Below are 24,169 nucleotides of genomic sequence, written 5' to 3'. Positions count from 1 at the left end.
TATTGATTGTGAATAGCGCAACCTTTTCGAACAGCAAGTACGCCATTGTCGGTGGCGGTCTAATGGGCCGTCTACTGGCAGTTGCTCTTGCTCAGAAAGGTGCTCAGATTGATCTTTTTGAGCAAGGTAGTAGCGATGCGAGCGGGTCAGCTGCTCGTATTGCCGCAGCCATGCTGGCTCCGCTGGCAGAATCGGCAATTACCGAAGATTCTGTAGTGCGCATGGGGATTCATAGTCTGCCGCGCTGGAAAGAATTGATTGAACAGCTCTCAACTCCCGTATTTTTTCAACAAGACGGCACATTAATCCTCTGGCACCATCAAGATGCCAGTGAGGCTGAGCGATTTACGGCCCATCTTGAAAAAAATTGTCGCAACAATGCACAACTAAAGTCAGTCGTAAAACTGGATGCTGCTGCAGTCCATAATCTTGAGCCTGGTGTTGCCAATCGATTTAAACAGGGATTGTATTTACCTGATGAAGGTCAACTCGATAATCGACAGCTATTAAATGCACTACGCATTGAGTTAGAAAATTTGCATGTTCAGTGCCATTGGAATACCACTATTGATCCAGAAGATCTGCGCAAAGATATTTCATTTCGAGCCGTGATTGATTGTCGCGGCACAGGTGCAAAAGAAGCCTGGGTAAATTCAAGCAATAGTCTGAGAGGGGTACGGGGTGAAGTGATTCGCTTGCATGCTCCCGAGGTCAAGTTGAGAAGGCCAACCCGCCTTATCCACCCGCGCTACCCTATCTATATCGCCCCCAAGGAAAATGATATTTATGTCGTTGGGGCTACTGAAATCGAGTCTGATGATCGTTCAGAGATGAGTGTGCGCTCAGCCATGGAATTACTCAGCGCTGTCTATACCGTTCACAGTGGATTTGCTGAAGCCCGCATTTTAGAGATGGCGACTCAATGCCGCCCCACCTTGAAAAATAATCTTCCAGAGATTCAATCTCGTAAAGATACAGGGCTTGCTGATTTGATCATGATCAACGGCTTATATCGTCATGGTTTTATGATTTCGCCAGCCATCTTAGATTGCACCTTAGAGCTTCTTGCTTTGGGTGATAGCCATACCGCAACAGAGTTGGGTTTGCGCGTGATTTATCAATCCAAGCAAGAGAAAGTGGCTGTATGCGTGTAATCGTCAATCAAACGGAATATGAACTTCCTCAAAGAAGCATGATCTCAGATGCCTTGGCGCTTATTGATGCTAAGCCACCCTATGCCGTGGCCGTCAATTTACATTTTGTTCCCAAGACTCAGCATGCAGAATTTGCACTCAATGAGAATGATCACATTGAAGTCATCGCCCCGGTTACTGGTGGTTAATTGATGACAGCAACTTTATCCAATCATCTCAATGAGACTGACTCCTTGATTCTTTACGGCGAGCGCTTTGCGAGTCGTTTGTTGCTGGGTACGTCCCGCTACCCTTCACCGCAAGTATTGGAGAACGCTGTCTCAGCATCCAATCCAGCGATGATTACCGTGAGCTTGCGTCGGCAAGGTAGCTCTACAACTGAGGCACACAGTGGCTTTTGGGATCTCTTGAAAAAGATGGCCGTACCTGTTTTGCCTAATACTGCAGGTTGTCACAGCCCTCAAGAAGTGATTACAACGGCGCAGATGGCCCGTGAAGTATTTGAGACCGATTGGATTAAGTTAGAGCTGATTGGTGACGATTACACCTTACAACCAGATACTTTACGCTTAGTCCAAACTGCGGAGACTTTAATTAAAGATGGTTTTAAGGTTTTGCCTTATTGCACTGAAGATCTTATTTTGTGCCAGCGCTTAGTCGATGTGGGATGTCAGGCAGTGATGCCATGGGCCGCACCCATAGGTACTGGCCAAGGGCCTTTGAATCCCTATGCTATGAAACTCTTGCGCGATCGTCTTGGAGTTCCGCTACTTGTAGATGCTGGTCTAGGACTGCCATCACACGCCTGTGCAGTCATGGAATGGGGCTTTGATGGCGTCTTATTAAATACGGCTGTGGCTCTGGCAGATGATCCTGTAGTAATGGCAAAAGCGTTTGCAATGGCGGTTGATGCAGGTAGAGCAGCATATCTATCTGGCGCCATGAAACCACAAGCGTCTGCTCAAGCTAGCACTCCTCTGGTAGGAACGCCGTTTTGGCATCAGACTTCACCCCATTCAGTAGATTGATCTCATGAGCCTCATTCGCGATCTTGCCGATCAAATTGTTGCTGCCCATCGCAATGATGATTTATGTCTGCCGATTCCTCGGTTTACTCTAGATAGACCACCCCCAAGAATTGATAATGAAGCAGCAGCCGATCATTACGAGCTCGCTGGTGCCCTGGCTGCCATTGAGATGGGGTTTATTGAATCTGATGCAAAGACCCTAGGTAAAGCTTGGTCACGTATGGCCCAAGGTGATGGTGGATTTAATGCTCTGAAGTGGCCTAATCGTCCAGAGCATTTTGATTTACTGCCATGGACTCGCAATATGAACCCCAATGCCTTTGCAGAATGCCCCAAGCGTTTAGGCTTGTATGGTGTGATGCCTGATGCAGATTGGGTCAAGCGCATGGTCGAAGCAGAACTACCAACTGTACAGTTACGCTATAAGTCAGATGACAAATCCAAAATCCGCAAGCAAATTCGGGAAGCGGTGAAAGCCGTTGAGGGAAGCAAGACCCTGCTATTCATCAATGACTATTGGGATGAAGCGATTGATGCTGGAGCCTACGGCGTTCACTTAGGTCAAGAAGATTTAGCGACAGCTGACCTTGCAGAAATTCGGTCTGCAGGATTAAGGCTAGGCTTGAGCACGCATGGTTATGCTGAGATGACTTATGCCGACCGTTTTTGCCCGAGCTATATTGCCATGGGCGCAATCTTCCCTACGAATTTGAAGAAGATGGCTACTGCCCCACAAGGCTTGGGTCGTTTATATCAATATGCCAAACTTATGAGCCACTATCCACTGGTTGCCATCGGTGGCATTGATCAAGATAGTATTCGTGCAGTAGCCAAAAGTGGGGTTGGCTCTATCGCAGTGGTCAGAGCAATCACTGAAGCTAAAGATCCAAAAGCGGCAGTCAAACACTTACAAGAATTAATGCGCAACTAAGACTTGGGTTCTCCAGGCATGGCTGTTGGGTAGAAATCGTGCATATGCCACAGGGGTCCTGGACCCTCGCCAATACTTAAGAAACGACCTGCCTCCAAACCTGCTTCCACATAAGCTATCGCCTTTGCCACTGCATGACTCAAATCATGACCGTCAGCTAAATAGGTTGCAATCGCTGAAGCTAGAGAACAACCTGTGCCATGGGTATTGAGTGTATCAACGCGATCGTGTTTGAACGCCTTCGATTGAATGACTTCGAGTCCATCTTCAAGCGTTTTCCACAACAGAAAATCCGTGATTTGAGTATGCGTTGCATCCAAATGTCCGCCTTTGATCAATACCGCTTGTGGCCCCATCTCGAGTAATTCTTGTGCGGCCAATTGGAAATCATTCGCTCCAGTAATATCGTGACCTAATAACAAAGCAGCCTCATCCATATTGGGAGTGATCAGTGTTGCCATCGGAAATAACTCAGCAATCATCGCCTGTGCCGTGTCATCACCACCCAAACTTGCACCTGAAGTAGCGCGCAATACAGGGTCAAGCACAATGCGTTTGATGCCATGGCGACGTAAAGATTGAGCGACAGTGCGCACGATTTCTGGGCTAGCCAACATCCCAATCTTGACAATATCTGCGCCGATGTCCAATAGAACCGCATCCATTTGTGCTTCAACGACATCCAAATCCACATCCTGAATCCGTGTCACGCCCAGCGTATTTTGTGCCGTAATGGCAGTAATCACCGACATGCCAAATCCGCCTAGAGCTGTAATGACCTTGAGGTCAGCCTGTAAGCCTGCCCCGCCGCCACTGTCCGAGCCAGCAATAGTCAGTACTTTGGGGATCTGTACGGATGTGGGATGAGGTGAGCGCATCTTGCTATAATATCGGCTTATTCCTCGATAGCTCAGTCGGTAGAGCGCCGGACTGTTAATCCGTAGGTCCCTGGTTCGAGCCCAGGTCGAGGAGCCAAACATTGAAAACCACCTTTTTAGGTGGTTTTTTCTTTTTGTGACACTTTGATACTTGAAGTCAACCCGAAAGTGCCTCCCCACACTAAAATAGAGCCCATGAATAAGACGCCAGAACTTTTAGCACCGGCCGGCAGCCTAGCTATGCTGCGCACCGCTTTTGAATTCGGAGCAGATGCAATTTATGCTGGTCAGCCACGTTATTCCTTGCGGGTTCGTAATAATGACTTTGGCAAGATCGAAGTGCTCAAACAAGGCATCGATACCGCCCATGAATTGGGAAAAAAGTTTTACCTAGTTTCTAACTTATTGCCGCATGGCGCAAAGACGCGCACCTATATCAAGGATATGTCGCCAGTCGTTGCCCTAAAACCCGATGCGCTCATCATGTCTGATCCTGGTTTGATCATGATGGCGAGAGAAGCTTGGCCTGATATGCCTGTTCATTTATCGGTACAAGCAAATACTGTCAATGGTGCATCTGCTAAGTTCTGGCGCTCAGTTGGAATTAGTCGCGTCATCTTGTCGCGTGAGCTTTCTTTTGATGAGATCGAAGAAGTTCGTCAAGACTGCCCTGAGATGGAACTTGAGGTATTTGTGCATGGTGCCTTATGTATTGCCTACTCTGGCCGCTGCCTCTTATCGGGCTATATGTCGCATCGCGACTCCAACCAAGGTGCTTGCACTAATGCCTGTCGCTGGGACTACAAGGTGAAGCCTGGGCAGCAAAATAGCAATGGTGATGTCGTTCTCCTACAAGAAGCCAGAAGGCCTGATGAATTGATGCCAATGGAAGAAGATGAGCATGGCACTTACATCATGAACTCAAAAGATTTGCGTGCGGTGGAACATATCGAGCGACTCACCAAAATGGGTGTGGACTCTTTCAAGATTGAGGGTCGCACCAAGTCACCTTATTACGTCTCTCGTACATGCCAAGCGTATCGCTCAGCGATTGATGATGCGGTTGCTGGCAAACCGTTTAATACCACCCTGCTTGGTAACCTTGAAGGTCTAGCTAATCGTGGTTACACCGATGGTTTTTATGAGCGTCACCACGATAAGGATTACCAGCTCTATATGAGAGGCCACTCTCTCTCCGGTAGAAGCCTCTATGTTGGCGAGACTCTGGAAGTTGATGCTACAGGTCGCGTCAAAGTTGATGTCAAAAATCGCTTTGCGATTGGTGACAAACTCGAAATCATCGAACCACAAGGAAATCAAGATATTGTTTTAGACGCCATGTGGAATCTCAATGGTGAGCCGATTGATGTTGCACCGGGATCTGGTCACTTTGTGTGGATCAAGCTCCCATTAAGAAGCAAACATGCCTTTATTGCACGCTACACCCAAGAGCCTGCTCCTATTGAAGTAAGCTCCTCCTGCTCTAGCGGCGAATCTTGCTGTAACGCCTAATCATGAATACACCTAGCACTGCTCCAGGCCATTCTGAAGGCTTCAAACAGAAGATTGAGAATGAAGCAAAGCAGGCTTTAGCGCTCACCTTATATTTCGGTGCCTGGTTTTGTGCACTTGCTTTCTTAGGCGCTACAACGCTAGATGAGCGCCCGATACCACTCTCCATTTTTGGCATTGCAATGATTAAAGCTGGCCTCTGTGCCAAATTTATGTTGATTGCACAAGCCATATTTCCAATCAACATTACTAAATCGAATGGCATTATTAAGTCGCTATTTTACGAGTCGCTTCTGTACATCATTGTGGTACTCGCTCTGAACTATGTTGAAGCTGGTGTTGAGGGTCTATTTCATGGTAAGAGCTTTTTTAATTCTCTCTCCGCATTTGGAGAAAGAAACCCTTTAAAAGTATTGGCCATGTCTATTGTCTATTGGCTGATCGTATGGCCATATTTGGTTTTCATCGGCATGAAGATGGCTCTAGGTTCGAATGCAACCGTGAGCATTTTGTTTGGTAAAAAGAAATCTGTTGAGCATTAGTTTTTTTAGGGGGCACAGTCTTAGCGTGTTGCTCAGAAATCTTTTCTGGGTCTGCGTCTTTGGATTGGCATCCACCTCCTCCCAGGCTCAAGAAATCGAAGCGCGTGCGTATTCCAATGCTCCCATTGGAATGAGCTTTATCACTGGCGGCATTGCCCAAGCAAAAAGCGGCTCCTATACATTAACCACTGAAGCAGTTAGTCTTACCCATGTGATTGACGTTGCCGGTCAATCAGGAAGATTGAGCCTCGTACTCCCCTACTCAGAGTTATCGGGTACCGGTACTATCAGTGGCCAAGCAATCAATGCATCTGCCGAAGGCCTTTCAGACCCCGTCATCAAGGCCTCAGTCAATTTATATGGTGCACCCGCGCTCTCACTCAATGATTTTAAAAACTATCAACAAGACCTCATTATTGGCGCTAGTTTGGCGGCAACGATTCCTTGGGGGAAGTACAACAATAATCAGATAGTCAATGTTGGTGGAAATCGTTCTGTCATACAGCCTGGAATTGGAGCATCACAAGCAGTCGGTCCATGGCGTTTTGAATTAGCCGGCATGGCTTCCATTTTTACGAGCAATACAAACTATCTGGGGAGCAACACTCTTTCCCAGAATCCAGTCTATTCCACTGAAACCCATGTGATTTATTACTTTCCCAATACCGCTTGGATTTCTGGCGATGCCACCTACTTCTTTGGGGGGCAAAAATATGTCAATGGTTTACCAGCAGGAAGCGCACAAGAAAACTGGCGCTTTGGGAGCACCTTCTCCTATCCCATTAATCAACATAACTCAATTCGCTTAACCGGCAGCACTGGGGTTTACTCAAATACCAATACTAGCTACAACGCACTTGGCGTATCTTGGCAATATCGTTGGGATTAAGAATACGACTTATTGATCTCTAAGCTCTCGGCGCAAGATCTTACCCACGATGGATTTTGGTAGCTCATTAATGAAGACCACTTTTCTGGGTCGTTTGTAGCTCGTCATATGCTCTTTGCAGTATTGCAAGATATCGGCTTCCGTCAGATGGTGGTTATCTCTCACCACATAAGCTTTGACAATCTCGCCCAATTTGCGATGCGGTACGCCGATCACAGCGCACTCTTTAATGCCATTCATTTGTACTAGGTGATCTTCTACATCGTTTGGAAACACCTTATATCCAGCCACCACAATCATGTCTTTCTTACGATCAACAATTTCGACGTAGCCTTCAGGGCTAATGAGTCCAATATCACCAGACTTAAAGAAACCATCTACTGTCATACAGTGCTTAGTCTCATCGGGCTTATTCCAATAGCCTGCCATGACTTGAGGACCCTTAATGGCAATTTCACCGGGAGTGCCTTGTGGGAGCTCAACTCCGTCATCATCCAAAATGGCAAGCTGTGTACTGGGTAAGGGCATGCCAATATGCCCTGTGAAATGCTTTTCCAAAGGCGTGTTCACACACACTACAGGAGAGGTTTCTGAGAGGCCATAGCCTTGTGCAATGGGTACTCCTGTTAGAGCCTGCCAATGATCAGCTGTTTTTTGATGCACCGCCATACCACCACCGATCGTCACTAATAGATGGGGTAGCTTGACCTTCTTAAACTCTGGCCGATGTATCAACGCATGAAATAGTGTATTGACACCGGGGAAGATATTAATATTCGGATGCTTGATGAGCAATTTGATAAAGCCAGTAATGTCGCGTGGATTAGGCACTAAAACCAGCAAGCCACCTTTAGTAATACCCAGCATAGCGCATGCAGTAAGCGCAAAAATATGGGTCATCGGTAATGCACACAGAAAGACTAACTGTTGTTCTGGTTTTTGTTTAAGTGCTGGATCAAGCCAAACCTCTATCTGCATCACATTGGATAAAACATTTCTGTGAAGCAAGATGGCACCCTTTGAAGTGCCTGTCGTGCCTCCGGTGTATTGCAAAAAGGCAATGTCATCTAAGTCAATAGAGGGCCGTATGAAATGATGCTGGCTGCCGGTTTTGAGAGCCTCTTTAAATGCAATATGCGTAAATTCCCAAGGGGGAATCAGCTTCTTGATGTCTCTTGCAATCCAATTAATCAAATGCCCTTTGAAACCCATTAAGTCCCCTGGGCTACTGACAATCACCTTCTGAATGCAAGCTAATGGCTTGATTTGTTGATAAACGTGCGCAAAGTTCTCCATCATTACTAGAACTGCTGCCCCACTATCTTCTAGCTGAGCTTCGAGTTCTCGTGCCGTGTACAGCGGGTTGATATTCACGACTACATAACCTGCCCGCAGTGTGCCAATCATGGCAACCAGATACTCAATGACATTGGGATACATTAATGCCACCCTTGCACCCTTTTCTAGGTGAAGCGTTTGCAGATATGAGGCAAAGTCTTTTGAAAGTTTATCGAGCTCTCGGTATGAGAAAAACTTACCCATCGCCTCAACGGCTTTGCGTTTACTAAAATGCTCAAGACATTGATCGAGGAAGTCTATCAGCGAAGTATGTTCTAGCGGTGCGATCTCATGTGGAACGCCTTCTGGGTAGTGCTTTAACCAGGGCTTAGATATCTCAGCCATTCGCTTCTTAACTTAACATTTGCTTGAGTTGATTTAAGAATAATTCTTGACCGTGATTTACCTTTTGATGCCAGACATCACCTGAGTTCTCATTCGCATCATCAGAAATATATTTATAGGAGTGCCATGGAATCTGGTGGTGATTGGCAACGTAGGCTATCGCAAATAACTCCATGTCCACCACATCCACTCCCTGGCTAAGTAACCAAGGATCTTTGCCTGTAACAAAGCTGTCGCCCGATCCACATACATACTCTCCAGTAGAAAGGTATTCTGAAGGTCGATTACAGAATGGTGTTTCCCCACGCGGCGCTAGAGGTTCTGCCATCATGTCACGTTGAATGACCTTTCCAATGCCGACCAAATCATCGAGCTGGGGGTTAATCTTTCCGACAGTACCAAAATTAATGATTTTGCTTGGATTAAATTGATGAATCGCCTTAGCGGTCATCAATGCCGCATTAATTTTTCCAACTCCAGAGTAAATAATCTCCAGGCCTGCTGGAAGAGCATCCGAGTTGAGCTCGGATTCTAATGCTGTGATAATAAGTAATTCTGTTTTCATATCTGCCATTCATGAATTTATTAGATTATCTACCCGGAGTGCCCGACTTCCCAAAACCGGGAATTATGTTTCGAGATATCTCCCCCTTATTAGCTAATCCAGCAGCTTTCCAAAATGCGATTGCCCAAATGGCGGGGCTTGCACAAGGCTTTGATTACACCCATATTTTGGGTATTGAATCCCGTGGCTTTATTTTTGGCTCAGCCTTAGCGCATGTCACCAACAAAGGCTTGGCTCTAGCCAGAAAACCCAATAAGCTCCCCCTGGCAAGCCATAAAGAATTCTATGGCCTGGAGTATGGTTCTGATTCGCTAGAAATTCAGCAATCTACCCTGCCTGCTAATGCAAAAGTCTTAATTATTGATGATGTTCTGGCCACAGGTGGCACGATCATTGCAGCAGATAAGTTATTACGTAGCGCAGGATTTCAAGTTGGTGGCGCAATTACCTTGCTTGAAATTAGCTTTTTAAATGGGAAACAACTACTTGACCAAAATGGCATCAGTAACAAATCGGTGCTGACAAGTTAACAGAATGATCCCTGCTGAACTTAAATAAGCTTCTTTGCACCCTTGAGCAGTTTGACTGCACCCCAACCCACTGCGATTACCTTGCCAGCCAACTTGGGTTTGTAATGGGCCAGCGCTGCAAATGCACTAGTCCAAAGAATCGGATTACTTTTCAGAAATTGAATGGCATCAACGCCCTTATCGGCCCATGAGAGCGGCTTTTCCCAGGGCTCAAAGTGTTCACCAAATTCCTTACGCTCTTTATTAGCCTGCAGCATCAGCTGGTGGCGACGCAACTCTAGCGCTTTTAACTGCTCACTCATTTTGAGAGAGCCTCACGATCCTTAGCCAATTCAGCAATAGAGGCTTCAAATAACTTGGGCATCGTGCGCAAAGATTGTGTAATTAAGGCTGCCAAGATCAGTCCGATGGATATAAAGGCGCCAGTAAGCAAGCCGAGGGCAGTCATTCGATCAGACTCCCAACTGTAGATTACGATAAATAGCGCCAGCATGACTAAGCCGAAGAAAAGGAAGAATAAAGCGCACACAATCATCACCAACAGGCTAATGAATTTGTTTCGGGCAATTTGCACATCAACAGATAGCAGCTCGAGTCGAGTCTGGGCAATGGATGCGCCAGTGGCCGCAAGATTCTTAATAGATGAAAGTAGGTTTTCTTGGGACATATTGGTTTAGCGACGATGAATCAGCAGGCCAATTAATAGACCTAGCCCTGCAGCAACCCCAACTGCCTCCCAGGGCTTACGGTGTACAAAATCATCTGCGCTAGCTGCTGCTTCTTTAGCCTTATCGCTTAATTGACCTTCAATACCTGAGAGACTCTCTTTAGCGTTAGCAAGGGTCTCTAGTGCTTTCGATCGAATGGAACCAAGTGCGCCATCAGCATGACCCTCAGTTGCATGTATCAGAGCTTCTGCATCAGCCATGAGGGATTTAAATTCAACAATCAGTTGATCTGCAGCGGGACTTACCGCTTCTTCTGTTACGTGATGTTCTGGCTTTTTAGCACTCATTTGGATACTCATTGAATGGAGATATACCTATTCTAAGCATTTCTATGTGACGTGCCTAACAATAAAACAGTCATTCCGGCATTACCCTCCTTGAAGCGCTTGAGGTATTGTTTTAGGCCAGGTCGGCGCTTGAGGAGCACATGATAGGAGTCAGTGCCATAAGCCACCCTCTCCCCAAAGAAATACTCTGTTACGCGGTCTGCATAGCGATTACTCTCCAGGGCATCCTGAATAGCCCATTTAATCCGGCCACCCTCTCCACTCGATCCATAACCATGAATAAGGACGATCGCCTTAATACCAAGTTCTGAGCATTGACGTAGGTGCTCGGTTAAGAGCTCTAGAGCCTCCTCTACCGTTGGGGCACCCTGTTTAATATTGATTTCGACAACATCCGTACTGAGATCGGGCTGAATCTCAGAGCCACAATGCGGGCATTGATTGAACAATCCACGCGCATTACCGCAATCAGGGCACTGTGCAGTCAGAGTCACCTCACGAATACCAAGAAAACGTCAAGAGCAGTACTTATTCTCTAGAGAAGCAACGTCGGTCGTTTTGTCATCCACCATCATATTCAAGGTCTTTTGCGCCAAGTCACGATTCTCTTGAGTCTTTAAATGATGATTAATCAGGCTTGCTACATCCTTGCGAATTGAAGTGTTGCCATAACGCAATCCCTTGAGAGTTGATACCGCCTCAGCAGAAATCTTGCACTGCTGATTTACGAGTGCAGAAGAATCCGTCACGGTATTTGCGTACGCAATTGCTGCAACAGAAATTGATACAACAGCCAATATGTACTTTTTCATCTTAATTCCTAATTTTGTGACCACAGGTTGGACAGCATCCGACTTCTTTTGCTCGCGATTTTCTGAGAGCGGCATACACACTGGATTCTGAAATCTCCATCTTTCTTGCTGCCTGAGCAGGACTCATGCCCTTCCCTACCCAGTCTAAGGCTTGATGTGTTTTTGGTACTTGTCTTTTCATTTCTTCCCCCAGTAAAAAGACTATACCACAGAAGTTGTGAAGTTGTGAAGTTGTAAAGTATAGTATTAGGAATAACCCTAGATCTGGCTAAGGCCAAGAAATTAGAGAATTAGCGGGAATAGAAATGAAAAAAGCCGCCCGGAGGCGGCTTTGGTAATACCGGTCGAACTAGCTTATTCAGCAGCTAACTTTGGAGCCTTCTTAGAAGACTTAGCAGCGTATTGACCTTGAATGTTTGACAATGCAGCATCAACACTCTTTTCAAAGTTTACGAATGCATCAGATGCAGTTGCGCGAACTTGGTCAAATTGTTGAATAGAAGCATCGAATGCAGTTTTGAATGCAGATACAAAAGCTTCAGCACCAGCAGGAGCTGTTTTAGTAGCTTCGTTAACGAACTTCACTAAGTCGTCACGTGCATCATCAATAGATGAGTCAACTACTTGAGCAACTTCTTTATTGCCATTGCGAACTACTTTGTTTACTTTAGCTTGGTAAGCAGCAGCGTACTTAGCAGCTTCTTGAGCAACTTCTGGCTGAGCCAACTTAGTCAATTGCTGTGGATCTTTGATAGCTAACAATTGTGTGCTTGCATCTTGAGCAGCAGCCAAAGCATCTTTAGCAGCAGCTTGGTTGATTTCTGCCAACTCTTGTGCGCTTTCAACAGCTACTTGAGCCAAATGTTTAGCGTTTTCAACAGCTTTAGCTTGAGCTTGAGCGATTTGATCGTTTAATTGATTTTGAAACATGATGATTCCTTTATTTAAGTAGAGGTACAAAATTTGTTGCGATGCACCATTGTATAAAGAAATATGTTGTGCTGCAACATTTATTTGCGGCAATGCAACAAATAGCCAAAAACAGCAATAAAAGGGTCAAAAATGGGGATTTATGGGCTCAGAAATGAAAAAACCACCTAAATAAGATGGTTTTTCAAGTGTTGGTTTAAGCGAAATAGTGGCGGAGACGAGATCTAGGTTTTGCCCCTCCTACCAAGTCTACCAATACCCATTAAACCCTTTATCTATATATCCCTGAAGGTAGACACTACTCCTAAGGAATCCATTCAAACACTCTAAAATCCATGTTTTACTGGTAAGCGAGATGGTAAGCACATTATGGATACAAAAAATGGCGGAGGAATGGCAAAAGAGCTAAAACTCACCAGATTTAGTGCCAGAAAAATTCTTGTTATTAGCCAACCCTGATCGCATACAAACTCGGGTCCTAGAGATTTGTATTTGAGGGTAAATACTCAAAAAAATTCATATGCATTTCATCAATTCGCAATATTTAAGACGGATGATTGAATTGCTGCCCATAAGAAATGCGCCTTGTCATGACGACTTATCTTAGCTTCGGCTGAGCTTTTTAAGGATTATTTGCATGAAACCACCCAAGGAAAAAGAACTAAACGACCCTGACTTTGAATGCAGCGAAGAATTCAAAGTCAAAAAACTACTAATTGAAAAAAGGCAGAGAATGATGCTCTCAGAAATGGGCAAAACCATTTCTGAATTAAAAAATGGTGTTTATAAATTAGATAGGATGCCGGAGGATTAAACGCCTATCTGAGATTGGATAAAGTCGCAGACTAAAAGATTAAATGGCGCTGGATGCCCTGCATTCGGAACTTTAAGAGTTTCTATCTGTGGGATAAAGCTCTTGGCACCTTCTACGCGCTGCTTAGTACAAATCTTGGACTCTGCACCATAAATCAAGCCCACTTTTCCTTTAAAGCCCTCTAAGGCCTCATGAAAGTTCATACCCCAAACATCTGCTTTGTATGAAAGATCAAAATGCCCTGGAAGCTGAACATCAGAAATGGCTTTTTGATCAACGCTTAAATCTTTCGCTAGTGCCCGCACCTCCTTGAAGCCCAGATCATTTTTCATCGATTTATACAGAGCGTATAGGGATGTCCAATTAACTGTCAGCGCAATATCATTCAAGATGATTCCATCAATCTTTTTGTTCAATATTTTGGTAAGGTACATAGCTAAGATCCCGCCCATACTGGTACCAAGGGCAGTAATCTTTTTTTTCGACCTACCCTCATTCAAAATAGCGCCTTGAATTAACTTACTTACATCGGATAGATATAGTGACATTTTGTAATCGCCATGCTCCTTAATGTAATCAGACTCACCTCTGCCCAAAAAATCGACACTAATGACTTTACAATTTTCAAATTTAAGAAAATAAGCATGAATGACCATAAACGACTCTTTGGTCTCGAGTAATCCAGGGAGACAAATTAAAATATTATCTCCATCCATATCACCCGATACGGTATAGGCAATTTTTCGAGGATATTCCGGATCCTCAATCGTAAAGAATCTAGTCTCCGGCGGAGTGCTAGCCGCCATTCTTAATGGCTGACAGCTTATTACAGGATTATCCTCAATGGGCACAAACTCGATAGCAGGTTCGTGAACGCATATCTCAACATCATGAGCGTCTTGAGCAATAGTGGTAACAGGTTTTTGGCCATTCAATTGAATAGATTTAATTACCCCCGCTTTAATCTCCCTCAAAACATCCAAAATGTTCTTCTTCATAAAATCATAACCATCAATATTTCTCTGACCAATAGACTTCTTTGCTTTCAATGTATAGAGTGTTCATGACAGAATTACTTAAAGTGCACCAAATTGTGAAATTAAATAGTTAAAACACCGTTAATGAGGCGGTATAAAGCTTGCGCCTGCATCAGCTAACTTTGGTTTGATTGGAAATGGCTGCTTCTGCGCTTATGACATTGTTTTAATTCAGAAGCGTTTGTCATTAAGTTATCTACAACTGTGACTACTCGTTATCGCCATATTTAGGTATTCAGCGTCTTAAGCCCCCAAGCTGGATCCATACGTACAAGCTTCTTAAGACTTTTTCCACATAGCGATCTAACTCGTTGACGCTCAGCCTTTAGCCAACCGAGTGCAAATAGCATATTAGGATCATCTTGCGTAAGAGCCTCAATGCGTGAAATTGCTACACACATATCATTAAATAATCCAAAATATTCCAGCGCATCCGCTATTGATTTATTAAACTTTGCGTACTTGCTCTTATTGCAATAGTCCCTAAAAAATTCTAGGGAGTAGCGTATAAATTTCATCTTTTTTCTGACAGAATGAATTTGATCGTCTTGCAATTCAGAAAATCGCGATGCCCTATCAGCCACAAAAGAAAATCCACCATCCAATAGTTTATTGATCGTTTTTCTGACCAGCCTTACTTGCTCTTTATCGCCCCTTCTATCTTCTGGATCAGCACTTATGGATGCGCCAAGATAGCTAATCGACATTACATCTACCAACATCAATTGAAACTCACTATTTTTTGTAATAAAACAAGGGTTTGGTAATTCCTTGATGCTGGCAAGCTTAATTTCAGGACCTCCGAGGGATAAAAGAATTGGATTTAACGTGCCTGTCACATAATCACTGTCTCTATAGCCTCCCAGCTGATCGAAAGCTCTCTTGAAAGCCTCAAGCCCCTCATCCCCTAAATGAATATCATGTCTGGCTAAATACTTGAAGAGCACCTTTAGTCGGCGCAATCCAACCCTCAGTTGATGTAGGTATTCTGAATACTGATCTAACTCAGCATTTAGTGCGCTCTGGTTTGCCAAGACTTGCTGCAGACACGAGTCAATTAAGCAGGCAATAATTTCTTGTGCATTCTTCGCCTTATTTAGGGATATTGCTTTGGCCCTCATTGCAGGACTAGCCTGCAAACCATTGGCCAACAAAAATCCACGCTCGGATTTGCTTCGGGTATCGATATAAGCGCCATGATTCTTGATCAAATTTTTTGCATGGGAAAGAACATCGAGAGGCTCACCCGCTTTGAGCTCAATTTCTAATTCCAGCACTTTGATGCTGGACACACAATCATTTAATTGAGAATAAATAAAGCCACTATCTAATGCGTACTCCAGAGACCCAAGCTGAGTGTTTATAAGCGCTTTTCTACGCCAAATATCTGTTTGATAACTCACTCGTAAATCATCTGGCTTCAAATTTGGGCATTTTTTGCGCAAAAGTTGGCCTGCTTCGTGATTTTGATGAAGATCTAGATTCCACTCCGGCATCTCTTTGCCCACGGCCGACAATGTCACATTATCCTCAAGGCGCTCCAGAGGGTTTCGAGTGGAAGCTTTTAGTGTTTGAATCCATTGACGACCTTCTTTTCGCAGACGAAATGCAAAGCCTGCTCGAGTTAATGCGAAATCTGAAGTGTCAATATAGGCAGCTTGCAAATGCTGTCGACGGATGCCGCCATTGGAAATAATCAGCTTTTCAATGGCCTCTAGTTGATCTCCGGGGAAAAGGAGTTTGATTTCGAACTCATTGGTATTTTCAACTGTCATAGTTAGCCACTAATTTAATAAACTTAATTTGGCTGCTCTTTGAGTAAAAATATCATGCCAATCTTTAAAGTCGAATGTAAATTTAACTAGCGAGCAAGTAGACATGGCAATTGGTTCACCAGCCATGAATGATGCCAGATTCATAAGCCCTGGGTTGTGCCCAACAATCATTAACGAATCTATTTTCTTTGAGACAGATGAAATAATTTTCAGAAGCATCATGGTTTCGGCGCCATATAAGTCATCATTTGTTACCAAATGGGAATGCGATGAGCGCAAGCCATTTGAAATAATCTGTGCTGTAGTGATAGTACGAACTGCTGGGCTTAGAAGTATTAAATCAAAGGATATGCTTTTTTTGACTAGCTTATTGGCTAACTTATTTGCATCTCTAATGCCCTTATCCGACAAAGGCCTATCGATGTCCTGAATCATTAACCCACCCGTGACAGCTTTCGCATGTCACAGGAGGAATAATGATTTAGACATACCTATTTTGCCTTTTTATCTTTACCTAATTTTTCTAACTTCCCGTCTCCATAGGTACACCAATATCGGATATGATCACCCAGCTCATCAATCTCTTTTCTGGAAAGTTTTCTATATTCCATAAGATCTAAGACTCCGGTTTTTCTTAACTTTTTCAAGATGTCATTATATAAACTCATAAAGCAACCATTCACTGTGTAAATTGTTTTTTTAAAATAACTAAACACCACACATCTTCTTAGTTAATTCAAATGCATGTCTTGCTATAACGCGTTCTTCGTCAGTATTAATTCTCAAGCAAAGGACCCTGGACGCCTTTGAAGAAATAATTGTCCCTCCATTGCGGTTAGACTCCCTATCCAAATCAATGCCAATCCAAGACATTTCACTTAAGACTCTTTCTCGAATCATTACTGAGTTTGAGCCAATTCCACCGGTAAAGACGATGACATCCAAGCCTGCCATTAGTGCTGTTAGTGCGCCAATTTCACGCTTTACCTCCCTAACATAATAATCAATAGCTTCTTTTGCCTCGGGAAGAGCGGATGCCTCGAGGGTACGCATATCATTCGAAAGACCTCCTGATAATCCCTTTAGCCCAGATTCTTTATAAAGGATCTCTGATATCTCATTTGCACTTAAACCTTCACGTTGCATCATATACAGCAATACGCCTGGATCAATTTCTCCACAGCGTGTGCCCATAGGCAATCCGTCTAATGAGGAAAACCCCATTGTAGAAGCAATAGAAACACCGCCTTTTAATGCAGTCATTGAGGCACCGTTCCCTAAATGAGCAATGATTACCTTACCACCGGACTCGCCGGGAAACTTCGTCATTAGTTGCTCTGCTATATATTCATACGATAGGCCATGAAAGCCATAACGACAAACGCCTTGGTCATAAAAATATCGCGGGATAGCATAACAATCCTCCACAAATGAATGTGTACGATGAAACGCTGTATCAAAACAAGCAATTTGAGGAATGGCTCCAAAACTTTCTTGAGCAGCTCTAATTCCAGCAAGATTATGGGGCTCATGAAGCGGAGCAAGAATCACCAGCGCCTCTAAGTCCTTCATGACTTTTTCAGTAACAATAACTGGAGCGCTATATTTTTGGCCCCCATGAACAACACGATGGCCCACTGCAATAATTTCAATTTCATTGGCAGTGCGATGTAACCAATTAATCAACTCGGATAAAGCTTCGCGATGATTTTTTGGTGGGGTAGCATTAGGCCAATTGAGACTAACTTGATTGTTGTCTGAATGCCACCTTACCGTAAAGCGAGCATCTCCACCAATATCGTCTATCTGACCTACCAAAATCTGGTTTAGCTGAGGTAGTAAGAATACCGAAAATTTGATAGATGAGGAGCCTGCATTGATAGTAAGTATTGCTTGACCACGTAAATTCTTTTCATTGTCCATAATTTAGAAACTAATTAGTTAGCAATGCTAAAGGGTAAAGGTGGAATATCCATTTTTAAGAAATGCATGGTACAGCTGAGCTAAAGCGCAAGAGGCGAGTCTGGCACGCTCATTGTCAGCACGACTTGTTAACATGATGGGTACTTGTGCACCAAGCACCAATCCAGCAGGCTGCGCATGAGAGACAAATGTCAATTGCTTAGCTAGCATATTGCCTGCCTCCAAGTTAGGCACGACCAATATTTGCGCCTTCCCAGCTACCGGTGAAGTTAAATGCTTGGTCTTCGCTGCACCCACATCTATGGCGTTATCCATAGCCAGAGGTCCATCAACTAAGCCGCCAGTAATCTGCCCACGATCAGCCATTTTGGCCAAGATAGCAGCATCCATGGATGAGGGAATATTAAAGCTGACGGTCTCCACCGCAGAAAGAACAGCAACATAGGGCAATTTAATGCCGCAGGCCCTTGCCAGATCAATGGCATTTTGAATGATGTCTACTTTAGTTGGAAGGTCAGGCGCAATATTGATGGCCGCATCAGTGATGAATAATGGCTGCTCTAAACTAGCTACGTTTAAGACAAAAACGTGTGATATCCGCCTCGGGGTTCGTAATCCCCCGTCTTTCTTCACCACCTGCGTCAGCAATTCATCTGAATGTAAATTGCCTTTCATAATTGCTGATGCTTTTTGTTGATGAACTAACTCAACAGCTTTTGCAGCCGCTGATTTATGGTCGGCAATATCAATTAGTTCTATATTACTGATATCAAAATGAGCTTCATCGGCAGCTTTTTGAATTTGATTACGTGCGCCAATCAAAATAGGGCTTATTAACCCCTCCTTCATAGCTAAAACAGCGCCCATTAAAGAAGTTGAATCGTCTGGGCAAACTACCGCAGTCAGCATAGGCTCTAATTTTTTAGCCTCTGAAATCAATTTATCGAAATGATCATGTTGATCCATTAACAAGCCTGGTAATTCAGTAGGATTTAAATAGATATTCTGTAATGGCGCATCAACAATAGCCTTACCAGATGCAATGCAATCACCATTTTGTCCCATCACAGTGGTGCCAAACATCACACTTGGACTATTACTCTTTTCCAGCAAAGTTACCGTAATTTTTAAGAGATCACCTACATGGGCTCTTCCCATAAACTCAAAATCCTGAGAGCGGTAAAGGGTGCCAGGCCCCGGAAGAATGTTGCCTAAGACACTAGAAATCAGTGAACCAAGCCACATGGATGGAGCAACTGCTGAGGTACCTACCTCATTTTCTAGATCAAGATGAGGAATATTCAACGGATTAAGATTGCCCGAAGCATGAGCAAACAAAAATAAGTCACGCGATGTCACCAGCTTTTCAATTGAGGCAGTATCCCCTACTTTAAGCTCATCCCATGTGCGATTTTTTAATCCATTCACCGGTGCATTCATGATTATTCAGCCCTGGCATCATCTTGCAAAGGGCCCTCTTCATTATTCACAACTGTAGATTCAGAAGGTACAGTCTTATGTTGAAGCAACTCTTCAATTTGTCCGTACATTTTTAATGCAAATGGATGCATTGTGTCTCGTGGGCCAGCAATATCCATTACTAATTTCAGCGCCTTTTTTTTCGCAGTTTGTGTATTGAGCAAAACTGGGAGTGTATACATTGCCAACTTTGGCTCAAAATCTACGATCAGTGCTTGTTGGTGGACTATTTTGACAATATCTTCATGATCCATATCAGGGAATAATTTAGAGTGGCCCAAAGCAATCAGTTCGCGCTCTAAACGTGTTCTACGAACATATCCACGGGCATCATTTAATAGATGCAATATGCGAACTACCCCTTCAGCCAAGCCGCCTTTATCAACATTCTCCAATGCATGTTGGACTTCAGGCATCTGGCGGACATCCACAGTGGTGCGTTTCGGCATGCCAGAATCTTTAGGGCTAATAAAGGCCTTAATCATTGGCGAAGAATAAATAGAAAAGAAGCTTGTTTCTGTCATTGAGTCACGCATATTGCGATACAGATTTAACTGAGTTTCGATGAGTTCACTAGCCACCTTTTCAGCCATGATGAATGGATTATCTATACTTGCAGGCTTTCGCTCCCGAACAATCGACTCTGCCGCCTTATCAAGCATGGGCATGATTGGGTTCTTATCAGAGAAAATAACACGTTGCGTTCTCAGGGGATGAGACTCACGAATAAGCTCCGCAGTTTCTGGGGTGGCCATATTCTGAATTGCTGGACGCACAAAACGATCGTATAGCTCAGTATTGATATTTGACATTTGAGCTACTTCAGTAAATAACTGCTCATCATCTCTGCCATCACCCAAAGCAAGGATATCCCCCATTCCGCGGGGCTCAAACCGAATATGTACTCGATCCTCTTCATCATCTAACTTCATTTCATAAAGTCCGGGTGATAAAGCTTCAATGGCACGAACGGTGTCGGTAATGGCTACGTGCTCTCGTCCGGCTATTTGACTAGAAACAAAAATGCCCAAGTGACCAATGGAGTCATGAAGCATATAGACGATTCTTTGACCACGCGCCTTAACCTCTTCAACACTTGCGTACAGATCAGGAATCCAATTGAGAGCCTGCTGTGGAGGCGTGATGTTATCGCCATGGGAAGCGAACACAATAATAGGTGATTTTATTGCCTTAAGATCTACACGCTCCATACCTAGAACTGCATCGCCGGTTGCTAATTTATTCCCGATAAACAGATTATCTAAAATCCAACGCATTTCAGCTTCAGTCATGAAGCAGTAGCCGCCCCACCATTTTTCAAAGTCCAGGAAGCGCTGAGCTTCTGAATCCACATTCGAATACAGCTTGTAATACTTACCAAAGAAACTGTTTGCAGGATTTAAAGATTCAAAATTGGCTACCAAATTAGCGCCATCAAATAAACCATTCCCAATATCAGCCAACATTAATGCAGACATTGCTCCGCCACGCATTCCTCCTGTATAGCGCATGGGATTATCACCAACCTTACCCGCCCAATAGGACATCGGTGAACCATTTAGAACAATTGGGCCCATCAAATCAGGAACGGCCGCTGCTATCAACATTGCCGCCCAACCGCCTTGACAATTACCAATCACAATAGGCTTAGGTGAATGCGGATGCTGCTCAATAATATGTTTTAAGAAGATAATTTCGGCATCACGGACATCTGCAATCGTTTGAGTTGGCTCAGGCATCGGTCTAAATGCAACGAAATAAACTTGATGGCCATCGGCAAAAGCCTCGCCTACTTGGCTGTCTGGTTTAAATCCTCCGATACCTGCGCCATGACCTGCTCTAGGATCAATAATCATGACTGGTGCACGCTTCTCATCAATGACGACCCCTGCTGGAGGCGTTATTTTGAGTAATAAATAATTTACTGGCGAACTTAATTCTTTGCCATCAATAATGACTTCATAAGCAAAATCTAAGACTGGCGGCATACCCGACTCTACGTGATCGAGGTATACATTCCCACGCTTGCGCAAAGTCTCAAAAACCAAAGCACTACGTTGTGTAGAGTCAGTTAAATACTCCTGCCACATCCCCCAAAGAGCGCGTGGCTCTGAAGTCATCAATGAACTTACCCTTTCTTTTGTTTCCTCGAGCAACTTTTCAATCTTTTTAGATTCTGAGAGGGCAACCTGTTGCAGTTTTTGACTATGAATTGATGTCAACTCTGAGATTTTATGTAGGGATTGTTTTTGATCTTGACGAGATAATTCGGCGGAGCGCATACTCTTTTGCAGAATATTTCTATAAGAATTGATGGGATTGTATTGGCTAAAATCAAACATAACTGCCTCTCATTTACTCGAAAATTCGAATTGAATTTTTCACTTTAGATTTATATAGTGTCAGATTCATGTAGCTTTTGTGACACTGTCTGTGGGTACTACTTAAATTGTTTGATTTATGGCGATGTACATCTTCATATCATCTTCATCGGTATGCAATTCATAGCCTAGATGGCGCATTAATACCAACATATCGTGATTTTCTTTTAGAACATACCCATAAATCTCTGATAAACCATTTAATCTTGCGCAATCTAAAATCCCCTGCATTAGGTGTGAGCCGATACCCTCATGGTGATAATCATCACTTACAGACAGAGAAAATTCTGCTCTGGTGCTATTTGTATCGCGCACATATCGAGAAATTCCAACCAAGCGTTCTATTGGCCAGTCTGGATTTTTTATATAGGCTCCCAACGCGAAGTCATTGGGTGTGCTTGCATGAATGATTTGATCTAGCAGTTGCTCGGGCAAGGTCGACATAGCATGTGCATATCTAAAAAATCGGCTTTGAGCAGATAAATGCTCAAATAAATCGAGAACTGCATTGCGATCATGTATAGAAATGAGCCTGATATCGTACTCGCCACCATGAGCAAGCGTCCATTTTTTTATAAACCGTGAATTTAGAGCTTCATTATTTGAGGTTAATTCCATTTATTTAAATCTCCAGAAAATTCATCTCATGAATATCATCGGAAATAATTAATTGCGCCCCTGTTGCTGCAATGACCTCATCTATCGTTACGTCCGGCGCCAACTCCTTAAGAATTAACCCGGCCGGTGTCGGCTCAATCACTGCCAATTCAGTCACAATCAAACTGACTGGACGCGTAGCAGTTAAGGGTAAACTGCATTTCTCAACAATTTTATGAACGCCTTTGGCTGTGTGCTGCATAGCGATAATCACTTTTTTTGCACCAGATACCAGATCCATTGCCCCGCCCATTCCTGGAGCCATCTTGCCTGGAATCATCCAATTAGCTAGCCGTCCTTCTGCGTCAACCTGCAATCCACCAAGCACCGTGATGTCTAGATGCCCTCCACGAATCAGTCCAAAAGAAAACACGGAGTCTATTCTGGCTGCTCCTGGTATTGCCATTACTGGCGTGCCGCCTGCATCGGTTAAGTCATCATCCTCCATGCCTTCTGGCGGTCTAGCACCAAGGCCAATGAGACCGTTTTCTGACTGCAAAAAGACTGTCATGTTTTTAGGAAGGTAGTTGGCAACTTGCGTTGGTAATCCAATGCCAAGATTGACGAGCATGCCCTCAGCAAACTCTTGCGCAACACGCCGTGCAATAACTTCATTTGGAGTAAGAGTACTTTTCATGAATAGATCTCTTAGTGATGCCTATGTGGCATAGAAATGAGCTCAGTCACAATTGCCCCTGGAGTAATAACGTCATTAGGGGAAATCATTCCAACCGGAACAATCTCATTGGTTTCGCATATCACCACTTTTGCAGCCATTGCCATTACTGGATTGAAATTAGTTGCTGTTAGCTGATACGCCAGATTGCCAAGATAGTCTGCTTGATGAGCATGTATGAGCGCAAAATCAGCAGCAATGGGAAGCTCTAAAAGCCAATTTTCGCCATTGATTTCAATAACTCGCTTACCCTCCTCAACCAAGGTTCCGATACCTGTTTGAACCAATACACCGCCAAGACCATATCCTGCCGCTCGTATCCGCTCTGCTAAATTGCCTTGAGGCACAAGATCTACTGTGAGCTCTTTACTAAACATCTTGGCTTGGGTTTCTGGATTTAAGCCAATATGACTAGCGATCACATGCTTAACTTGCCCACTAGAGATGAGCTTTCCAATACCGTAGTTTGGCTTGCCGGTATCGTTAGCGATGATAGTTAAATCGGAAGTACCCGCTGCGACTAAGGCATCAATCATGCGATGTGGAGATCCTATTCCCATGAATCCGCCAATCATTAATGATGCTCCATGAGGAATCATTTCAACAGCTGTTTCAACTGCAATTGCTTTTTTCATAACAAATTAACACTCATTTTCATAATGGCCTAAATTGAGCCTCTGAAAGATCTCCTCTTCTAAAGGGCTCTTACCATCAGGAACGCCATGCTCTTGTCTTAATTGGTGAATATGCCCTCTAAGCAAGATTAACCCCTTAAGAGTGGCTAATTTGTAAAAATGCTCATGATCATTTGGCAAATTATTTTCTAGAAGCCTTTCAACTACTGCTTCGTTTTTAATGTCAATATTCAAAAAGTATGCAAGCCTCACTATCTCTACATTTAACTGATGAATATCATCATCAAGCCTGGCATCCTCTAGAGAAGTTTGGGGAAGCATGC

Annotated in this window: 30 protein-coding genes and 1 tRNA gene; 10 read left to right on the top strand and 21 right to left on the bottom strand. The window is 43.9% G+C overall.

Annotation, left to right across the window (positions count from 1 at the left end; genetic code table 11):
- Nucleotides 1–2 precede the first annotated feature (2 nt).
- From C2757_RS04285 to thiE, 4 genes are read left to right on the top strand one after another with little or no spacing between them, the layout of a single operon-like run.
- Complete coding sequence (locus tag C2757_RS04285) at nucleotides 3–1,154, top strand: FAD-dependent oxidoreductase (RefSeq protein ID WP_370623917.1); 1,152 nt, start codon at nucleotides 3–5, stop codon at nucleotides 1,152–1,154.
- Nucleotides 1,145–1,342: a sulfur carrier protein ThiS gene (gene thiS, locus C2757_RS04280; protein ID WP_215376534.1), complete on the top strand. Its 198-nt coding sequence runs from the start codon at nucleotides 1,145–1,147 to the stop codon at nucleotides 1,340–1,342. The genes C2757_RS04285 and thiS overlap by 10 nt, the downstream gene beginning before the upstream one ends.
- A 3-nt stretch (nucleotides 1,343–1,345) precedes the next feature.
- On the top strand, nucleotides 1,346–2,182 hold the full coding sequence (locus C2757_RS04275; protein ID WP_215376531.1) for a thiazole synthase: 837 nt from the start codon (nucleotides 1,346–1,348) through the stop codon (nucleotides 2,180–2,182).
- Nucleotides 2,183–2,186: 4 nt separating this feature from the next.
- On the top strand, nucleotides 2,187–3,113 hold the full coding sequence (gene thiE, locus C2757_RS04270) for a thiamine phosphate synthase (RefSeq protein ID WP_215376528.1): 927 nt from the start codon (nucleotides 2,187–2,189) through the stop codon (nucleotides 3,111–3,113).
- Here thiE and thiD read toward each other — a convergent pair.
- A complete protein-coding gene (thiD, locus tag C2757_RS04265; RefSeq protein ID WP_215376526.1) occupies nucleotides 3,110–3,991 on the bottom strand; it encodes a bifunctional hydroxymethylpyrimidine kinase/phosphomethylpyrimidine kinase in 882 nt (293 codons plus the stop codon). The genes thiE and thiD overlap by 4 nt on opposite strands.
- Before the next feature lie 21 nt (nucleotides 3,992–4,012).
- Here thiD and C2757_RS04260 point away from each other — a divergent pair.
- The 4 genes from C2757_RS04260 to C2757_RS04245 all read left to right on the top strand — a co-directional run bounded on the left by C2757_RS04260 (nucleotide 4,013) and on the right by C2757_RS04245 (nucleotide 6,934).
- A tRNA-Asn gene (locus C2757_RS04260) sits at nucleotides 4,013–4,088 on the top strand.
- 98 nt (nucleotides 4,089–4,186) lie between these two features.
- Nucleotides 4,187–5,503, top strand: coding sequence for a U32 family peptidase (locus tag C2757_RS04255; protein ID WP_215376523.1), 1,317 nt, complete (start codon nucleotides 4,187–4,189; stop codon nucleotides 5,501–5,503).
- Between the two features lie 2 nt (nucleotides 5,504–5,505).
- Nucleotides 5,506–6,045 carry a hypothetical protein gene (locus C2757_RS04250; RefSeq protein WP_215376520.1) on the top strand — a complete coding sequence of 180 codons (540 nt, stop codon included), beginning with the start codon at nucleotides 5,506–5,508 and terminating at the stop codon, nucleotides 6,043–6,045.
- A 25-nt stretch (nucleotides 6,046–6,070) separates the two neighbouring features.
- On the top strand, nucleotides 6,071–6,934 hold the full coding sequence (locus tag C2757_RS04245; protein ID WP_215376517.1) for a transporter: 864 nt from the start codon (nucleotides 6,071–6,073) through the stop codon (nucleotides 6,932–6,934).
- Nucleotides 6,935–6,943: 9 nt separating this feature from the next.
- On the opposite strand, the gene C2757_RS04240 is transcribed toward C2757_RS04245, so the two are convergent.
- Both C2757_RS04240 and C2757_RS04235 read right to left on the bottom strand, forming a co-directional pair.
- Nucleotides 6,944–8,617, bottom strand: a complete 1,674-nt coding sequence (locus C2757_RS04240; RefSeq protein ID WP_251366793.1) for an AMP-binding protein — start codon at nucleotides 8,615–8,617, stop codon at nucleotides 6,944–6,946.
- Between the two features lie 7 nt (nucleotides 8,618–8,624).
- Nucleotides 8,625–9,191, bottom strand: coding sequence for a 5'-methylthioadenosine nucleosidase (locus C2757_RS04235; protein ID WP_371817032.1), 567 nt, complete (start codon nucleotides 9,189–9,191; stop codon nucleotides 8,625–8,627).
- A 2-nt stretch (nucleotides 9,192–9,193) separates the two neighbouring features.
- On the opposite strand from C2757_RS04235, the gene C2757_RS04230 reads away from it, so the two are divergent.
- Nucleotides 9,194–9,712, top strand: a complete 519-nt coding sequence (locus tag C2757_RS04230; protein ID WP_215376515.1) for an adenine phosphoribosyltransferase — start codon at nucleotides 9,194–9,196, stop codon at nucleotides 9,710–9,712.
- 20 nt (nucleotides 9,713–9,732) lie between these two features.
- Here C2757_RS04230 and C2757_RS04225 read toward each other — a convergent pair whose 3' ends face one another.
- The 7 genes from C2757_RS04225 to C2757_RS04195 form a co-directional block, all read right to left on the bottom strand.
- Complete coding sequence (locus C2757_RS04225; RefSeq protein WP_215376512.1) at nucleotides 9,733–10,014, bottom strand: YqjK-like family protein; 282 nt, start codon at nucleotides 10,012–10,014, stop codon at nucleotides 9,733–9,735.
- Nucleotides 10,011–10,379 (bottom strand): phage holin family protein, encoded by a 369-nt coding sequence (locus tag C2757_RS04220; protein WP_215376510.1) that lies wholly within the window; start codon nucleotides 10,377–10,379, stop codon nucleotides 10,011–10,013. The genes C2757_RS04225 and C2757_RS04220 overlap by 4 nt, the downstream gene beginning before the upstream one ends.
- A 6-nt stretch (nucleotides 10,380–10,385) precedes the next feature.
- The gene (locus C2757_RS04215; protein ID WP_215376507.1) at nucleotides 10,386–10,727 is read right to left on the bottom strand and encodes a YqjD family protein; all 342 of its coding nucleotides are present in this window, start codon (nucleotides 10,725–10,727) and stop codon (nucleotides 10,386–10,388) included.
- A 32-nt stretch (nucleotides 10,728–10,759) separates the two neighbouring features.
- Entirely contained in the window at nucleotides 10,760–11,221 is a 462-nt protein-coding gene (locus C2757_RS04210; RefSeq protein WP_215376504.1) for a Smr/MutS family protein, read from the bottom strand.
- Nucleotides 11,222–11,242: 21 nt separating this feature from the next.
- On the bottom strand, nucleotides 11,243–11,539 hold the full coding sequence (locus C2757_RS04205; protein ID WP_215376501.1) for a hypothetical protein: 297 nt from the start codon (nucleotides 11,537–11,539) through the stop codon (nucleotides 11,243–11,245).
- A 1-nt stretch (nucleotide 11,540) separates the two neighbouring features.
- Nucleotides 11,541–11,720 carry a hypothetical protein gene (locus C2757_RS04200; protein ID WP_215376498.1) on the bottom strand — a complete coding sequence of 60 codons (180 nt, stop codon included), beginning with the start codon at nucleotides 11,718–11,720 and terminating at the stop codon, nucleotides 11,541–11,543.
- A gap of 173 nt (nucleotides 11,721–11,893) precedes the next feature.
- Complete coding sequence (locus C2757_RS04195) at nucleotides 11,894–12,469, bottom strand: phasin family protein (RefSeq protein ID WP_215376495.1); 576 nt, start codon at nucleotides 12,467–12,469, stop codon at nucleotides 11,894–11,896.
- A 637-nt stretch (nucleotides 12,470–13,106) separates the two neighbouring features.
- Here C2757_RS04195 and C2757_RS04190 point away from each other — a divergent pair.
- Complete coding sequence (locus C2757_RS04190; protein ID WP_215361817.1) at nucleotides 13,107–13,283, top strand: hypothetical protein; 177 nt, start codon at nucleotides 13,107–13,109, stop codon at nucleotides 13,281–13,283.
- On the opposite strand, the gene C2757_RS04185 is transcribed toward C2757_RS04190, so the two are convergent.
- The 11 genes from C2757_RS04185 to C2757_RS04135 all read right to left on the bottom strand — a co-directional run bounded on the left by C2757_RS04185 (nucleotide 13,280) and on the right by C2757_RS04135 (nucleotide 24,167).
- On the bottom strand, nucleotides 13,280–14,281 hold the full coding sequence (locus tag C2757_RS04185) for an alpha/beta fold hydrolase (protein WP_215376492.1): 1,002 nt from the start codon (nucleotides 14,279–14,281) through the stop codon (nucleotides 13,280–13,282). The two genes, C2757_RS04190 and C2757_RS04185, sit on opposite strands and share 4 nt — an antisense overlap.
- A 266-nt stretch (nucleotides 14,282–14,547) precedes the next feature.
- Nucleotides 14,548–16,095 (bottom strand): CHAD domain-containing protein, encoded by a 1,548-nt coding sequence (locus tag C2757_RS04180; protein ID WP_215376489.1) that lies wholly within the window; start codon nucleotides 16,093–16,095, stop codon nucleotides 14,548–14,550.
- A gap of 9 nt (nucleotides 16,096–16,104) precedes the next feature.
- The gene (locus C2757_RS04175) at nucleotides 16,105–16,530 is read right to left on the bottom strand and encodes a histidine phosphatase family protein (protein ID WP_215376487.1); all 426 of its coding nucleotides are present in this window, start codon (nucleotides 16,528–16,530) and stop codon (nucleotides 16,105–16,107) included.
- Between the two features lie 56 nt (nucleotides 16,531–16,586).
- Nucleotides 16,587–16,742: a hypothetical protein gene (locus C2757_RS04170; RefSeq protein ID WP_215376484.1), complete on the bottom strand. Its 156-nt coding sequence runs from the start codon at nucleotides 16,740–16,742 to the stop codon at nucleotides 16,587–16,589.
- Between the two features lie 61 nt (nucleotides 16,743–16,803).
- On the bottom strand, nucleotides 16,804–18,018 hold the full coding sequence (locus tag C2757_RS04165) for an acetate/propionate family kinase (protein ID WP_215376481.1): 1,215 nt from the start codon (nucleotides 18,016–18,018) through the stop codon (nucleotides 16,804–16,806).
- A gap of 27 nt (nucleotides 18,019–18,045) precedes the next feature.
- The gene (locus C2757_RS04160) at nucleotides 18,046–19,458 is read right to left on the bottom strand and encodes a bifunctional enoyl-CoA hydratase/phosphate acetyltransferase (RefSeq protein ID WP_215376478.1); all 1,413 of its coding nucleotides are present in this window, start codon (nucleotides 19,456–19,458) and stop codon (nucleotides 18,046–18,048) included.
- 2 nt (nucleotides 19,459–19,460) lie between these two features.
- Nucleotides 19,461–21,719 carry a DUF3141 domain-containing protein gene (locus tag C2757_RS04155; protein ID WP_215376475.1) on the bottom strand — a complete coding sequence of 753 codons (2,259 nt, stop codon included), beginning with the start codon at nucleotides 21,717–21,719 and terminating at the stop codon, nucleotides 19,461–19,463.
- Nucleotides 21,720–21,941: 222 nt separating this feature from the next.
- Complete coding sequence (locus C2757_RS04150; RefSeq protein ID WP_215376472.1) at nucleotides 21,942–22,496, bottom strand: GNAT family N-acetyltransferase; 555 nt, start codon at nucleotides 22,494–22,496, stop codon at nucleotides 21,942–21,944.
- A 4-nt stretch (nucleotides 22,497–22,500) separates the two neighbouring features.
- Nucleotides 22,501–23,172, bottom strand: a complete 672-nt coding sequence (locus tag C2757_RS04145; protein WP_215376469.1) for a 3-oxoacid CoA-transferase subunit B — start codon at nucleotides 23,170–23,172, stop codon at nucleotides 22,501–22,503.
- 11 nt (nucleotides 23,173–23,183) lie between these two features.
- Nucleotides 23,184–23,846, bottom strand: coding sequence for a CoA transferase subunit A (locus C2757_RS04140; RefSeq protein ID WP_215361793.1), 663 nt, complete (start codon nucleotides 23,844–23,846; stop codon nucleotides 23,184–23,186).
- A gap of 6 nt (nucleotides 23,847–23,852) precedes the next feature.
- Nucleotides 23,853–24,167: a hypothetical protein gene (locus C2757_RS04135; RefSeq protein WP_215376466.1), complete on the bottom strand. Its 315-nt coding sequence runs from the start codon at nucleotides 24,165–24,167 to the stop codon at nucleotides 23,853–23,855.
- Nucleotides 24,168–24,169 lie beyond the last annotated feature (2 nt).

This window comes from Polynucleobacter sp. MWH-Svant-W18 (assembly GCF_018687495.1).
In the GTDB taxonomy this organism is placed as follows: Bacteria; Pseudomonadota; Gammaproteobacteria; order Burkholderiales; family Burkholderiaceae; genus Polynucleobacter.
The sequence above is the reverse complement of the archived record's forward strand: the minus strand, read 5'-3'. Positions and strand labels throughout refer to the sequence as shown.

Coding starts and splice junctions, on each gene's coding strand:
- thiD (WP_215376526.1), bottom strand. CDS start 3,991: ATGCGCTCACCTCATCCCACATCCGTACAGATCCCCAAAGTACTGACT.
- C2757_RS04145 (WP_215376469.1), bottom strand. CDS start 23,172: ATGAAAAGTACTCTTACTCCAAATGAAGTTATTGCACGGCGTGTTGCG.
- C2757_RS04180 (WP_215376489.1), bottom strand. CDS start 16,095: ATGACAGTTGAAAATACCAATGAGTTCGAAATCAAACTCCTTTTCCCC.
- C2757_RS04150 (WP_215376472.1), bottom strand. CDS start 22,496: ATGGAATTAACCTCAAATAATGAAGCTCTAAATTCACGGTTTATAAAA.
- C2757_RS04225 (WP_215376512.1), bottom strand. CDS start 10,014: ATGAGTGAGCAGTTAAAAGCGCTAGAGTTGCGTCGCCACCAGCTGATG.
- C2757_RS04240 (WP_251366793.1), bottom strand. CDS start 8,617: ATGGCTGAGATATCTAAGCCCTGGTTAAAGCACTACCCAGAAGGCGTT.
- C2757_RS04255 (WP_215376523.1), top strand. CDS start 4,187: ATGAATAAGACGCCAGAACTTTTAGCACCGGCCGGCAGCCTAGCTATG.
- C2757_RS04135 (WP_215376466.1), bottom strand. CDS start 24,167: ATGCTTCCCCAAACTTCTCTAGAGGATGCCAGGCTTGATGATGATATT.
- thiS (WP_215376534.1), top strand. CDS start 1,145: ATGCGTGTAATCGTCAATCAAACGGAATATGAACTTCCTCAAAGAAGC.
- C2757_RS04275 (WP_215376531.1), top strand. CDS start 1,346: ATGACAGCAACTTTATCCAATCATCTCAATGAGACTGACTCCTTGATT.
- C2757_RS04250 (WP_215376520.1), top strand. CDS start 5,506: ATGAATACACCTAGCACTGCTCCAGGCCATTCTGAAGGCTTCAAACAG.
- thiE (WP_215376528.1), top strand. CDS start 2,187: ATGAGCCTCATTCGCGATCTTGCCGATCAAATTGTTGCTGCCCATCGC.
- C2757_RS04165 (WP_215376481.1), bottom strand. CDS start 18,018: ATGGACAATGAAAAGAATTTACGTGGTCAAGCAATACTTACTATCAAT.
- C2757_RS04190 (WP_215361817.1), top strand. CDS start 13,107: ATGAAACCACCCAAGGAAAAAGAACTAAACGACCCTGACTTTGAATGC.
- C2757_RS04185 (WP_215376492.1), bottom strand. CDS start 14,281: ATGAAGAAGAACATTTTGGATGTTTTGAGGGAGATTAAAGCGGGGGTA.
- C2757_RS04215 (WP_215376507.1), bottom strand. CDS start 10,727: ATGAGTGCTAAAAAGCCAGAACATCACGTAACAGAAGAAGCGGTAAGT.
- C2757_RS04205 (WP_215376501.1), bottom strand. CDS start 11,539: ATGAAAAAGTACATATTGGCTGTTGTATCAATTTCTGTTGCAGCAATT.
- C2757_RS04235 (WP_371817032.1), bottom strand. CDS start 9,191: ATGGCAGATATGAAAACAGAATTACTTATTATCACAGCATTAGAATCC.
- C2757_RS04160 (WP_215376478.1), bottom strand. CDS start 19,458: ATGAATGCACCGGTGAATGGATTAAAAAATCGCACATGGGATGAGCTT.
- C2757_RS04195 (WP_215376495.1), bottom strand. CDS start 12,469: ATGTTTCAAAATCAATTAAACGATCAAATCGCTCAAGCTCAAGCTAAA.
- C2757_RS04230 (WP_215376515.1), top strand. CDS start 9,194: ATGAATTTATTAGATTATCTACCCGGAGTGCCCGACTTCCCAAAACCG.
- C2757_RS04175 (WP_215376487.1), bottom strand. CDS start 16,530: ATGATTCAGGACATCGATAGGCCTTTGTCGGATAAGGGCATTAGAGAT.
- C2757_RS04200 (WP_215376498.1), bottom strand. CDS start 11,720: ATGAAAAGACAAGTACCAAAAACACATCAAGCCTTAGACTGGGTAGGG.
- C2757_RS04140 (WP_215361793.1), bottom strand. CDS start 23,846: ATGAAAAAAGCAATTGCAGTTGAAACAGCTGTTGAAATGATTCCTCAT.
- C2757_RS04220 (WP_215376510.1), bottom strand. CDS start 10,379: ATGTCCCAAGAAAACCTACTTTCATCTATTAAGAATCTTGCGGCCACT.